Below are 12,641 nucleotides of genomic sequence, written 5' to 3' on the forward strand. Positions count from 1 at the left end.
CTGGCTCCCCCACTATTGGCTCCCCCACTGTCAGACACGCACTTTCCGCCTGCCGCTTCGCGGCACGGGTTCCTGGTCTCGGGTTCTTGACCTCGGCAGCCTTGCGGACGATTCCCCGCCTTCCGCGTGAGTGACCGTTACAAGGCGCGGGCGGCGTCGATGATGCGGAGCTGGACACGCCGCGTGCCCTGCCAGTGGTCGGCTGAGAGGCTGCCGGCGAGATGGATGGTCAAGCCGCGCGCGGCGAGGAGAAAGTCGCCGAGAGGCGTCTGGAAGGCTCGGAAGGCAATCGCGTCCAGCCGCGCGCCGTCCTGACCTTCAACCGTCACCTTCACATGGTCCGTACCGATCTGGCGGACGTCGCGGACCCGATGGGCCGGAAGGGCGAAAATCGGCTGCGGGTGGCCAGACCCATAGGGCCCCGCCTGCTCCAGACGGTCGATCAGCTCGATCGTCGCGCCGGAGGCCGCCAAGGCCCCGTCGATCTTGACGGTCTCGGCAGCCACGAGATCGTGCACGGCGCGGCCGGCGCGTTCCTCGAGAAAGTGGCGCAGGCGCCCGAGTTGGGCACGCTCGATCGTAAGCCCGGCCGCCATCGCATGACCGCCGCCCTTGACGAGAATCCCCTCCTCGACGGCCGCACGAACGACCTTGCCGATATCGAAGCCCGCGATGGAGCGGCCGGAGCCGGTGCCCCGACCATTGAGATCGAAGGAGATGGCAAAGGCCGGGCGGCGAAAGCTCTCTTTCAGACGGGCTGCCAACAGTCCCACGATCCCCGGGTGCCAGTTCTCGCGCGCCGTGACGATCACGGACGCGCCATCGCCATTGCCGTATTCGGCCAAGGCTTCGGCCTGCGCCTCCATCAGCATCACCTGCTCGATCGCCTGGCGCTCGCGGTTGAGCTCATCCAGCCGGGCGGCCACGACGTCGGCCTCGTGGGTATCCTCGAGCGTCAGCAGACGACTGCCGAGCGCGGCATCGCCGATGCGGCCACCCGCGTTGATGCGCGGTCCGACGAGAAATCCGAAGTGATAGGGCGTGACAGGTCCGCTGAGACCCGCCTTGCGGAAGAGTGCCGCGAGGCCCGGGTTCTTCATGTGGCGGGCCGCGATCAGGCCCTTGACCACAAAGGCGCGGTTAAGCCCCTTCAAGGGAACGACGTCGCAGACGGTGGCAAGGGCGACGATGTCGAGATGGGAGAGGAGATCGAAGCTGCCGGCCCGCAGATCGCCCCGCTCGCGCAGGACACGCAGCAGGTTGACGAGCACCAGCATGACGACCCCTGCAGCACAGAGATGACCCTGCCCCGACAGATCATCCTCGCGGTTGGGATTGACGAGGGCAACGGCCGGCGGCAGCGCGCCGGAGACCTGATGGTGATCGATGACGACCACATCCACGCCGCGCGCGCGGGCCCGCTCCAGCGACTCATGGCTGGTGGAGCCGCAATCGACCATGACGATCAGCCCAGCCCCGTTGTCGATCAGCTTGTCGATGGCAGAGGGGTTGGGGCCGTAGCCTTCGAAGATCCGGTCGGGAATGTAGATCTCGGCCGTCACATCGAAATGCGTGAGCAGGCGATAGAGGATGGCGGAGGACGCGGCGCCATCGACGTCATAGTCGCCGAAAATGGCGACTCGCTCCCGATGTGCGATCGCATCGGCGATCCGGATCGCGGCCGCTCGGCAGTCCGTCAGGCGATCCGGGTCCGGCATCAGGTTGCGGATGGTCGGATCGAGGAATGCGACGGCATCTTCCTGCTGGACCCCGCGGCCGGCAAGAACGCGCGCAATGAGATCGGGGAGGCCGTGGACCTGGCTGATCGCCAAAGCCCTGTTCTGGCCTGCCTGATCGAGCCGCGACACCCATCTCTGGCCGGTGACCGATGTTTCGACGCCGAGAAACGCGCGCGGAACCGGATCCGGAAGCTCGTTCATGACGGCCTACTTCCACAAGACGCTGGCCGGCTGGCCGACAGTGCGGGCGAAACGGCGCCGATGTCAGTAATCCTTCGGACGCTCGATGCGGATGACCTGCGGTTCGCCGACGAGATAGCCTTCGCCCTTGATGGTGGCGACCGCATCGCGCACCGCGTGTTCGGCTGTCGCATGCGTCACGAGAATGATCGTCTGCGGCTTGCCGGTTTCCTGGGTATGCTTGGAATGCTGCATGATCGACTCGAGCGAGATGCCGTTTTCCGCCATGCGGGTCGCAACGCTCGCAAAGACGCCGGCGCGGTCGATCACCTTCAACCGGATGAAGTAGCCACCCTCGTGGCTCTGGATCTGCGCGCGGGTGTAGGGGATCAGCGCGTCGACGGGCCGACCGAAAGCCGGCACATGTTGCGCACCGGGGCGGCTCTTGGCGATATCGGCGATATCGCCGAGAACGGCAGATGCCGTCGCATTGCCCCCGGCACCCGGACCGACCATCAGAAGCTCGCCCAGAATGTCGGACTCGATCGCCACCGCATTGGTAACGCCATCGACCTGGGCGATGACGGAATCGAACGGCACCATGGTCGGATGCACGCGCTGCTCGATGCCGCCGCTGGTGGTGCGCTGGGCAACGCCGAGAAGCTTGATGCGGTAACCGAGATCGGCCGCCGCCTGGATATCTTCGATCGAGATATTGGTGATGCCTTCGAGATAGATGTCATCAGCCGCGATGGCCGTACCGAACGCCAGGCTGGTCAGAATCGACAGCTTGTGGGCCGTGTCGTTGCCCTCGATGTCGAAGGCCGGGTCCGCCTCGGCATACCCGAGCCGCTGGGCCTCCTTCAGGCAGGCCTCGAAGCTCAGGCCTTCCTTCTCCATCTTCGTCAGGATGTAATTGCAGGTGCCGTTCATGATGCCGTAGACGCGGGCGATCGTGTTGCCCGTCATCGACTCGCGCAGCGCCTTGATCACCGGAATCCCGCCGGCAACGGCCGCCTCGTAGTTCAAGAGAGCGCCATGCTTTTCGGCGAGGCCGGCCAGTTCGATGCCGTGCGCCGCGAGCAGTGCCTTGTTGGCGGTGACCACGTGGATGCCGCGCGACAACGCGGCCTTGACCGCGGCGTATGCCGGATCACCCGCCCCGCCCATCAGCTCGACGAACACGTCCATGTCCGCCTCGGCCGCCAGGCGGCCAGCATCCGCGAACCAGATGTCGTCCGCAAGTGCGATCCCGCGATCCTTGGCGCGGTCGCGCGCGGTGACGGCAACGACCTCGATCGGCCGGCCGCAGGTCGTCGCAAGCGATTCGCGCCGCTCGGTGAGGATGCGGACCAGAGAGGCGCCGACGGTGCCCAAGCCCGCAATGCCGATTCTGAGCGCGTCTGCCATACTCATTGTCCTCACTGTCTCAAAACTGTCCCGCCGACGCTGCGGCGGGAGAATGGTGTCTCAGGTGTCCCGTTCGACGTCGGGTCGGGCCTAGCGGCGGGCGTTGAGCGAAATCACGTTGTGGAGCGTGTCGTCCGCAGTGGACAGGAACTTCTTCAGGTTCCGTGCCGCCTGACGGATGCGATGCTCGTTTTCAACAAGCGCGATGCGGACATAGTCGTCGCCCTGCTCGCCAAAGCCGATGCCGGGGGCGACCGCGATGTCTGCCTTCTCGACCAGCAGCTTGGAAAATTCGAGCGAGCCGAGGTGCCGAAACTTCTCGGGAATCTTGGCCCAGGCAAACATCGTCGCTTCCGGCGGAGGCACGTCGAAGCCTGCCTTGCCGAAGCTTTCGACCAGCACGTCGCGACGACGCTTGTAGACCGCGCGAACTTCGGCGATGTCCGAGCCGTCACCGTTGAGCGCATGCGTGGCCGCCACCTGGATCGGCGTGAAGGCACCATAGTCGAGATAGGATTTCACGCGTGTCAGCGCGGAGATGAGACGCTCGTTGCCCACGGCAAATCCGATACGCCAGCCGGGCATCGAGAAGGTCTTGGACATGGAGGTAAATTCGACGGTGCAGTCCATCGCGCCGGGAACTTCGAGCACGGACGGCGGCGGCGTGTCGCCGAAGTAGATCTCGGAATAGGCGAGATCCGACAGGATGACGATGTCGTGCCGTTTGGCGAAGGCGACGACCTCCTTGTAGAAATCGAGCGTCGCCACGTGCGCCGTCGGGTTCGACGGATAGTTGATGATGAGCGCGATGGGCTTGGGGATCGAGTGCTTGATCGCCCGCTCCAGCGGCGGGAAGAACGTGTCGTCCGGCTCTACCGAGATGGACCGAATGACGCCACCGGTCATCAGGAAGCCGAAGGCGTGAATCGGATAGGTGGGGTTGGGGCAAAGCACGACATCCCCGGGCGCGGTGATGGCCTGCGCCATATTGGCAAAGCCCTCCTTGGAGCCGAGCGTGGCCACGACCTGCGTGTCGGGATTGAGCTTCACCCCGAAGCGGCGCGCATAATAGGCAGCCTGCGCCCTGCGAAGACCGGGAATGCCCTTCGACGAGGAATAACGATGGGTCCGCGGATCGCGTACGACCTCGCAGAGCTTGTCGACGATGGCCTGGGGTGTCGGAAGATCGGGATTGCCCATGCCGAGGTCGATAATGTCGGCGCCACCCGCTCGCGCGCTTGCCTTCAGGCGATTGACCTGTTCGAAGACGTAGGGTGGCAGACGCCGGACTTTATGAAACTCTTCCATCTCTCTGACCTTGTCCAGAACGCCTGCATCCGGCCGGATGCGCGTGAGGGCGTCCTCTTGATGTAATTCGAACGGCGCATCGGCAAAATGATGGCGCGTCCGTCTGCAACATGCCCGCCGCACCCTTTCCGAAGCTGGTCTCCGCGCGGGCAAACCGGAAATGGCGCGACATTGAGAGATCTGCTGGCATTCGGACGCGTTCTACGGCCTGCAACGCTGCAGCGCGACCGGAAAACCCTGTGGTAAAGGCTTGATCCACCCCTCGGTCGACGGTCTGGCTTTGCGTCCAATCGTCACGAAAGGCAAGTCTTAATTGCGAATCTCATTGAGCGTGTCGGCGCCGTGATGTTCGGCAAGGGCATTGAGTTCGGCAAGCCGGCGACGATATTCGGCCTCCGAGATGGCGCCTGACGCACGGCGTGCCGAAAGGGCGCTCAGCTTCGACGACAGGCTTGCCGCCTCTTCGTTCGTCATCTGCGGCGCCGCGGCAGGCAGCTTGCCCTCGATGCGCGGATACACGTCCGTCGGCACCGGGCGCGCCATCGTGGACGTATAGCTCGGCGTGTTGTCGGCCCGGGGCGTGGTGCAGCCGACGGCGGCGGCGCAAAGCGCGCCCATCGCTGCAAGGCGCAGCTTCGAATGTCCCGACAGCAAATTCATATCATCCCTCTAAGCCCAGATCGTCCGCCGGTTACCGATTTGCGTGGCGCATCCCCGCCCCGCATGGCAACATGCGTCGGCACTTGTAGTGATATTCCGGCGAAATGTAAAAAGCCAAAAGCAAGAGATATTGCGGAGGATCTGGTGGGAGACGACAAGACGACCGGCGACGGCGCGCGCCCCTTTCCTGGCTTCGACCCGAAATCCATCGAAGCGTATATCATCAAGGATCCCGAAGCCCTCACCGTCAACCTCGCACGCTCGCTGGAGCAGGTCGGAAAGGCGGCGTCCGCCTGGCTCGCCCCGCGTGAAAGCGGCGAGAAGGTCGACAGGATCGCCGATCCCATGACGGATCTGGTGAAAACGCTTTCCAAGGTCACCGAATATTGGATGGCCGATCCGCGGCGGTCGTTCGAGGCGCAGACCCATCTGATGACCAGCGTGATGGGCATGTGGTCGCGCAGTCTCGAGAAGGTGAGCGGTCTGGAGGCGTCCGCGGGTTCGCCACCCGCCGCCGAGCCGCCACGCGACAAGCGCTTCGCGGATCCCGACTGGGTGGCCAACCCGTTCTTCGACATGCTGCGCCAGGCCTATCTCGTCCTTTCCGACTGGGCTGAAAAGATGGTGACGCGAACGGACGGGCTGGATGAGCACACCCGCCACAAGGCCGCCTTCTACGTCCGTCAGATCACGGACGCTCTCTCGCCGTCCAACTTCATCGCCACCAACCCGCAACTCTACCGAGAGACGGTCGCGGCGAACGGCGCCAATCTGGTCAATGGCATGCGGATGCTGGCGGAGGACATCCTGTCCGGCAATGGCGAGCTCCGCCTTCGACAGAGCGATACGAGCAAGTTCGCGATCGGCGAAAACATCGCTCTCACGCCCGGCAAGGTTTTGGCGCAAAGTGATATCTGCCAGATCATCCAGTACGATGCGACGACGGAGACCGTGCTGAAGCGCCCTCTCCTCATCTGCCCGCCCTGGATCAACAAGTTCTACGTTCTCGACCTCAATCCGCAGAAATCCTTCATCAAGTGGGCCGTGGATCAGGGGCATACGGTCTTCGTCATCTCCTGGGTCAATCCCGACGAACGCCACGCCGCCAAGGACTGGGAGTCCTATGCGCGCGAGGGTATCGGCTTTGCCCTCGACACGATCAGCCAGGCGACAGGCGAGACCGACGTCAATGCCGTCGGTTACTGCGTCGGCGGTACGCTGTTGGCGGCGACGCTGGCGCTGCACGCCCAGGAGGGCGACACGCGGATCCGGTCGGCAACACTCTTTACGACGCAGGTCGACTTTACGCATGCGGGCGATCTCAAGGTGTTCGTCGACGAAGACCAGATCGCGCAGATCGAGACGCGGATGCGGGAAAAAGGCTATCTGGAAGGGTCGAGCATGGCGCTCGCCTTCAACATGCTGCGCGCTTCCGACCTGATCTGGCCGTATTTCGTCAACAACTACCTCAAGGGCGTCGAGCCCTCGGCCTTTGATCTTCTCTACTGGAACGCGGATTCGACACGGATGCCGTCTGCCAACCACTCTTTCTACCTGCGCAACTGCTATCTCGAAAACAAGCTCAGCCGCGGTGAGATGCAACTGGCGGGGAAGACGCTGTCGCTGAAGGACGTGACGATCCCGATCTACAATCTGGCGACCCGGGAAGATCATATCGCACCGGCCAAGTCCGTCTTTCTTGGCAGCAGCGCCTTTGGCGGAGACGTGACCTTCGTGCTCTCAGGTTCCGGCCATATTGCGGGCGTCGTCAATCCACCGGACAAGCGGAAATACCAGTTCTGGACTGGCGGGCCGCCGACCGGCGCATTGGACGACTGGATTGCGGCGGCGCAGGAAACACCGGGTTCCTGGTGGCCGAATTGGCATGACTGGGTGGCGTCGCTTGATGGCGAGCGGGTCAAGGCACGGCGGACGGGCGGTGCGATGAACTCGATCGAAGAGGCTCCGGGCTCCTATGTCCGGGTCCGCGCCTGAGCGACCGGCCGAAACCGTGCTCATGCCCGGATCCGTCCGAATTCTTACGAGGCCACCCGATTTTTCCGCATCGGTTCATTGCCGACCTCCCGGCTTGCCACTAGCATGAGCGGCGCCGCCCCCGTGGACCGGCACATCGTCCCCGGGGCAACCGCCACATCGGGATCTTCAGAACAGCAGACGACGCACGACAGGCAAGCAGGAAAGGTCCGGCCATGGTCAACTATATCGAAGCGGCGGCCGCGCCCCAACGGAACACGGGCGTCATCCGGCTGCACACCGTGCAGGATTTCGAAGCCATGCGTCGCGCCTGTCTCGTCACGGCCCGCTGCCTCGATGCGCTGGTCGATATCGTCAAGCCCGGCGTCACCACCGACGCGATCGACCGGTTCGTGTTCGACTTCGGCATGGAAAACGGCGTCCTGCCTGCGACGCTGAACTATCGCGGCTATACCAAGTCTTCCTGCACCTCGATCAATCATGTCGTTTGCCATGGCATTCCGAACGACAAGCCACTGCGCGAAGGCGACATCGTCAATATCGACGTGACCTATGTCGTGGACGGCTGGCACGGCGATTCGAGCCGGATGTATCCGGTGGGCGAGATAAAGCGGGCCGCGCAGCGACTGCTCGAGGTGACGCATGAGTGCCTCATGCGCGGAATCGCGGCGGTGAAGCCCGGCGCCCGGATCGGTGCGATCGGCGAGGCGATCCAGACCTTCGCCGAGGCCGAGCGTTGCTCCGTGGTGCGGGACTTCTGCGGCCACGGCGTCGGCAGACTGTTCCACGATGCGCCCAATATCCTGCATTACGGTCGCGCGAGCGATGGTCCGGAGATGCGCGAGGGCATGATCTTCACCATCGAGCCGATGATCAATCTCGGGCGGCCGCATGTCAAAGTGCTGGCGGATGGCTGGACGGCCGTGACGCGCGACCGCTCGCTGTCCGCCCAGTATGAACACGCCGTCGGGGTGACGGCCAATGGCTGCGAGGTCTTCACCCTCTCGCCTGCCGGCCTTGACCGGCCCGGTCTACCGGCGGCGTGATGGGAGCAAAACCACCCTTCGATACCGACGGCGATCCGCTGGAACCTCCGGACGAACGCGGCTTCTTCGCGGATCAGCCGGCCCGTTCCGCACCGTCGTCGCGACAGGGTCGGTTCGCACCGAAGCCGGAGACAAGGGACGACGACGCAGCGCACTACCTCGGACATCGAGACCGGCTGCGGCGCCGCTACCGAGACAATGGCGATACGGCGCTTGCCGACTACGAACTGCTGGAACTTCTCCTGTTCCGTCTCATTCCGCGCCGGGACACCAAGCCGATTGCCAAGGCGCTTCTCGACCGATTCGGCACGCTCTCTGGCGTCCTCGGCGCGCCGCCCTCCCTGCTGCAGGAGATCAAGGGCATCGGCGACACCGTGGCACTCGACCTGAAACTCATTTCGACCATCGCGCACAGGATGCTGAAAAGCGAGTTGCGCAGCAAGACGCTGCTGTCGTCCTGGTCCCAGGTGATCGAATACTGCCATGCCGCCATGGCCAACGAGATGCGCGAACAGTTCCGGATCCTTTTTCTCGACAAGCGCAATGCGCTGATCGCCGACGAGGTCCAGCAGACGGGAACGATCGACCATACGCCCGTCTATCCGCGCGAAGTGATCAAGCGGGCTCTGGAACTGTCGGCAACCGCGATCATTCTCGTCCACAATCACCCGTCCGGCGACCCAACGCCGTCGCGGGCCGATATCGACATGACCAAGACGATCATCGACACCGCCAAGCCGCTGGGGGTCACGGTTCACGACCACATCATCATCGGTCGCGATGGTCATGCGAGCCTTCGCGGGCTGCGCCTCATCTAATGCGCGTTGCGTGAAGAAAGATTCACGCAACGCGCTTCACGTTCCTGTTTTGATGCATGCCGTTTCCCGAAACCGCTGCACAGTTTCGGGCGACGTGGATGAGGGCAAAGTCTGCAATCGCCGGCCAAGCTCGCGCAGGGCTTGCCGCCCTGTCGGTTTCCCGCCATTTCGCCCCCTTCACACCGTCTCCATGATTGACCTTTACGCGTTTGAGGCGCGACATTCGCCGCAACGCACAATGATTCATCGTTCTATCGGAAACACTCCATGATGCAGTATGACCTCATCGTCGTCGGCAGCGGCCCTGCTGGCCGCCGTGCCGCCATCCAGGCTGCCAAGCTTGGCAAGAAGGTGGTGGTGATCGAACAGGGCAAGCGCGTCGGCGGCGTCTCCGTTCACACCGGCACGATTCCCTCCAAGACCATGCGCGAAACCGCCCTCAACCTCTCCGGCTGGCGCGAACGCGGATTCTACGGGCGCGCCTACCGCGTCAAGGAGCAGATCAGCGCCGACGACCTGCGCCGTCGCCTGCTGATCACGCTCGACCACGAGGTGGAGGTGCTGGAGCACCAGTTTGCGCGCAACCGCGTGCAGCACCTGCGGGGACGCGCGAGTTTCGTGGATGCCACGACAATGCAGATCGCCAAGGAAGACGGCGAGGTCATGCAGATCACGGGCACGAGCATCCTGCTTGCCGTCGGCACAAAACCGTTCCGGCCCGACTACATCCCCTTCGACGGCAAGACCGTTCTCGACAGCGACGAATTGCTTGATATAGCGGAACTGCCGCGCTCGATGGCCGTCATTGGCGCGGGCGTCATCGGCATCGAATATGCGACGATCTTCAGCGCCCTCGATACGGCCGTGACGATCATCGATCCGAAATCGACCATGCTCGACTTCATCGACAAGGAGATCGTCGAGGACTTCACCTACCAGCTGCGGGATCGCAACATGAAGCTGCATCTCGGCCAGAAGGCCGACAAGGTGGAGCGCATGCCGGACGGACGGTGCCAGATCACGCTGGACAGCGGCCGCGTCATCATCTGCGAAATGGTCCTGTTTGCGGCAGGTCGCATGGGGGCGACAGAAACGCTCAATCTTGCGGCTGCCGGACTGCAGGCCGACACCCGGGGGCGGCTCAGCGTCAACCCTGAGACGTTCCAGACGTCCGTCCCCAACATCTATGCAGCCGGCGACGTGATCGGCTTTCCAAGTCTCGCTTCGACATCGATGGAACAGGGGCGGATCGCCGCCCGGGTCGCGGTCGGCGCCATCGCCAAGGAGCCACCGAAGTTCTTTCCGTACGGCATCTACGCCGTCCCGGAGATCTCGACCTGCGGCCTGACCGAGGAAGAGGTCAAGACCCGCGGCATCCCGTACGAGTGCGGCATCGCACGTTTCCGGGAAACGTCGCGTGGTCACATCATGGGGCTGGATTCGGGACTTCTCAAGCTCATCTTCTCTCTGAAGACACGCCGCCTGCTCGGCATTCACATCGTTGGCGAAGGTGCGACCGAACTGGTGCATATCGGCCAGGCCGTCCTCAACCTGAAGGGAACGGTCGAGTACTTCGTCGAGAACACGTTCAACTACCCGACTCTTGCCGAAGCCTACAAGATCGCAGGGCTCGATGCCTGGAACCGCATGGGCGACCTGCAGGGCAGCGGGCACTGAAGGCGGAAGACACATCTGGCCGTCAGCTGCAGCAGCCCCGACGGTCTTGAAGACATCGCAAAGAAAAACCCCGCCGGCACGACCGGCGGGGTTTTTGTTTATCAGACGTCGCTGCGCTTATTCGGCAGCGGTGTCGTCGGCAGCCTTCTTCTTGGAAGCCGACTTCTTCTTGGGTGCGGGGGCTTCGGCGGATTCTTCGCCTTCAGCCGCTTCGGCCTTCGCAGCCGTCTTCTTCTTGGCAGACTTCTTGGCCGGCTTCTCGGCGCCGTCCTCGTCTTCCGCCATCAGCTCTTCCTTGCTGACCGTCTTGTCGGTCACGCTGACTTCGGACAGCAGATGGTCGACGACCTTTTCTTCAAACAGCGGTGCGCGCAGGGAAGCGGCCGCACCAGGCGTCTTCTGGAAATAGTCGATGATCTGCTTTTCCTGGCCGGGGAACTGGCGAAGCTGATCGAACAGCGAGCGCTGCATTTCTTCGTCCGTCACGGTCACACCGGCCTTCTCGCCGATTTCCGAGAGAACGAGACCGAGGCGCACGCGGCGTTCGGCCAGCTTGCGATACTCGACGCGTGCGTCTCCTTCGGTCGTGTCTTCGTCGGCGAAGGTCTTGCCGGCCTGTTCGAGGTCGGTGTTGATCTGGCGCCAGATGTTGTCGAACTCGGCATCCACGAGGCGCTGGGGCGTGTCGAACTGATACATCTCGTCCAGCTGGTCGAGCATCTGACGCTTGACCTTCTGGCGGGTCATCGAGCCGTACTGGCTCTCGATCTGCCCGCGAACGATCTCCTTCAGCTTGTCGGCCGATTCGACGCCAAGCTTGGTGGCGAGTTCGTCGTTGATCTCAACGGCACCAGGCGCGGCGACCGACTTGACCTTGATGTCGAAGGTGGCTTCCTTGCCGGCAAGGTTTGCAGCCGGATACTCGGCCGGGAACGTCACCGTAATGGTCTTCTCGTCGCCCGCAGACGCGCCGACCAGCTGCTCTTCGAAGCCGGGGATGAAGCGGTTGGAACCGAGAACGAGCTCGGCATCTTCGTCCTTGCCACCGTCGAAGGCTTCGCCCTCGACCTTGCCGAGGTAGTCGATCGTGACGCGGTCGCCGTTTTCGGCAGCACCGGTCTTGTCTTCGAAGGTCCGCGCGCTTTCAGCGATGCGCATGATCTGCTCGGTGACTTCGTCGTCGGCGATATCGACCACTTCGCGCGTGATCTTGATGCCGCTGACATCCTTCAGCTCGATTGCCGGGATGACTTCATAGGCCAGCGTGAATTCGAAATCGGCTTCGGCGCTGAGGATCTTCTCAGCTTCCGCCTCGTCCTCGGTCATTGCCACTTCCGGCTGGGTCGCAGACTTTTCGCCACGCTCGGAGAGGATCTCGGTGGGCTTGTCGCGCACCAGCTCGTTGACGAGTTCGGCCATGATCGACTTGCCGTACATCTTCTTCAGATGCGCGACCGGGACCTTGCCCGGACGGAAGCCGTTGATCTTAACCTTGTCCTTTGCATCGGCCAGGCGCTCGTTCATGCGTGCCTGCATGTCCTTTGCCGGGATGACGACCTTGAGTTCGCGCTTCAGCCCGTCCGCGAGCGTTTCGATAACCTGCATGTTCCAACCTTCATTTCACGTTGACAGGGCTCTGCCATTGAATGCTTCAGGCGAGCCGATCCGGGTGCCGGGAATGGCTTTACGCAAATCGAACGCTGCTTTGCAAGCAAAACAGCGTTGCCGCAGGGTCGAAACGACCCCTCGTCACTCTGGTGCGGGTAGAGAGACTTGAACTCCCACGCCTTGCGGCACCAGAACCTAAA

The 12,641-nt window shown here is 63.1% G+C and carries 9 protein-coding genes; 4 read left to right on the forward strand and 5 right to left on the reverse strand.

Annotation, left to right across the window (positions count from 1 at the left end; genetic code table 11):
* Positions 1-137 precede the first annotated feature (137 nt).
* The 4 genes from recJ to ASG03_RS19775 form a co-directional block, all read right to left on the reverse strand.
* A complete protein-coding gene (gene recJ / locus ASG03_RS19760; protein ID WP_062695419.1) occupies positions 138-1,940 on the reverse strand; it encodes a single-stranded-DNA-specific exonuclease RecJ in 1,803 nt (600 codons plus the stop codon).
* A gap of 63 nt (positions 1,941-2,003) precedes the next feature.
* On the reverse strand, positions 2,004-3,329 hold the full coding sequence (locus tag ASG03_RS19765; RefSeq protein WP_062695421.1) for a homoserine dehydrogenase: 1,326 nt from the start codon (positions 3,327-3,329) through the stop codon (positions 2,004-2,006).
* 90 nt (positions 3,330-3,419) lie between these two features.
* Positions 3,420-4,637, reverse strand: a complete 1,218-nt coding sequence (locus ASG03_RS19770; protein WP_062695423.1) for an LL-diaminopimelate aminotransferase — start codon at positions 4,635-4,637, stop codon at positions 3,420-3,422.
* 309 nt (positions 4,638-4,946) lie between these two features.
* The gene (locus ASG03_RS19775) at positions 4,947-5,297 is read right to left on the reverse strand and encodes an SHOCT domain-containing protein (RefSeq protein WP_062468034.1); all 351 of its coding nucleotides are present in this window, start codon (positions 5,295-5,297) and stop codon (positions 4,947-4,949) included.
* A 63-nt stretch (positions 5,298-5,360) separates the two neighbouring features.
* On the opposite strand from ASG03_RS19775, the gene ASG03_RS19780 reads away from it, so the two are divergent.
* The 4 genes from ASG03_RS19780 (at position 5,361) to sthA (ending at position 10,833) form a co-directional block, all read left to right on the forward strand.
* A complete protein-coding gene (locus ASG03_RS19780; protein ID WP_082475879.1) occupies positions 5,361-7,292 on the forward strand; it encodes a class I poly(R)-hydroxyalkanoic acid synthase in 1,932 nt (643 codons plus the stop codon).
* Positions 7,293-7,507: 215 nt separating this feature from the next.
* Complete coding sequence (gene map / locus ASG03_RS19785; protein ID WP_062695425.1) at positions 7,508-8,338, forward strand: type I methionyl aminopeptidase; 831 nt, start codon at positions 7,508-7,510, stop codon at positions 8,336-8,338.
* Positions 8,338-9,156, forward strand: coding sequence for a RadC family protein (gene radC / locus ASG03_RS19790; RefSeq protein ID WP_062468038.1), 819 nt, complete (start codon positions 8,338-8,340; stop codon positions 9,154-9,156). Before map ends, radC begins: the two co-directional genes overlap by 1 nt.
* Positions 9,157-9,423: 267 nt before the next feature.
* Complete coding sequence (gene sthA / locus ASG03_RS19795) at positions 9,424-10,833, forward strand: Si-specific NAD(P)(+) transhydrogenase (RefSeq protein ID WP_062468040.1); 1,410 nt, start codon at positions 9,424-9,426, stop codon at positions 10,831-10,833.
* Between the two features lie 117 nt (positions 10,834-10,950).
* Here sthA and tig read toward each other — a convergent pair whose 3' ends face one another.
* Positions 10,951-12,438 carry a trigger factor gene (gene tig / locus ASG03_RS19800; protein ID WP_062695427.1) on the reverse strand — a complete coding sequence of 496 codons (1,488 nt, stop codon included), beginning with the start codon at positions 12,436-12,438 and terminating at the stop codon, positions 10,951-10,953.
* Positions 12,439-12,641: the final 203 nt, after the last annotated feature.

Source organism: Rhizobium sp. Leaf341 (assembly GCF_001424325.1).
Classification (GTDB): Bacteria; Pseudomonadota; Alphaproteobacteria; order Rhizobiales; family Rhizobiaceae; genus Ferranicluibacter.

Coding starts and splice junctions, on each gene's coding strand:
- ASG03_RS19765 (WP_062695421.1), bottom strand. CDS start 3,329: ATGGCAGACGCGCTCAGAATCGGCATTGCGGGCTTGGGCACCGTCGGC.
- ASG03_RS19770 (WP_062695423.1), bottom strand. CDS start 4,637: ATGGAAGAGTTTCATAAAGTCCGGCGTCTGCCACCCTACGTCTTCGAA.
- tig (WP_062695427.1), bottom strand. CDS start 12,438: ATGCAGGTTATCGAAACGCTCGCGGACGGGCTGAAGCGCGAACTCAAG.
- ASG03_RS19780 (WP_082475879.1), top strand. CDS start 5,361: ATGGCAACATGCGTCGGCACTTGTAGTGATATTCCGGCGAAATGTAAA.
- recJ (WP_062695419.1), bottom strand. CDS start 1,940: ATGAACGAGCTTCCGGATCCGGTTCCGCGCGCGTTTCTCGGCGTCGAA.
- map (WP_062695425.1), top strand. CDS start 7,508: ATGGTCAACTATATCGAAGCGGCGGCCGCGCCCCAACGGAACACGGGC.
- sthA (WP_062468040.1), top strand. CDS start 9,424: ATGATGCAGTATGACCTCATCGTCGTCGGCAGCGGCCCTGCTGGCCGC.
- ASG03_RS19775 (WP_062468034.1), bottom strand. CDS start 5,297: ATGAATTTGCTGTCGGGACATTCGAAGCTGCGCCTTGCAGCGATGGGC.
- radC (WP_062468038.1), top strand. CDS start 8,338: ATGGGAGCAAAACCACCCTTCGATACCGACGGCGATCCGCTGGAACCT.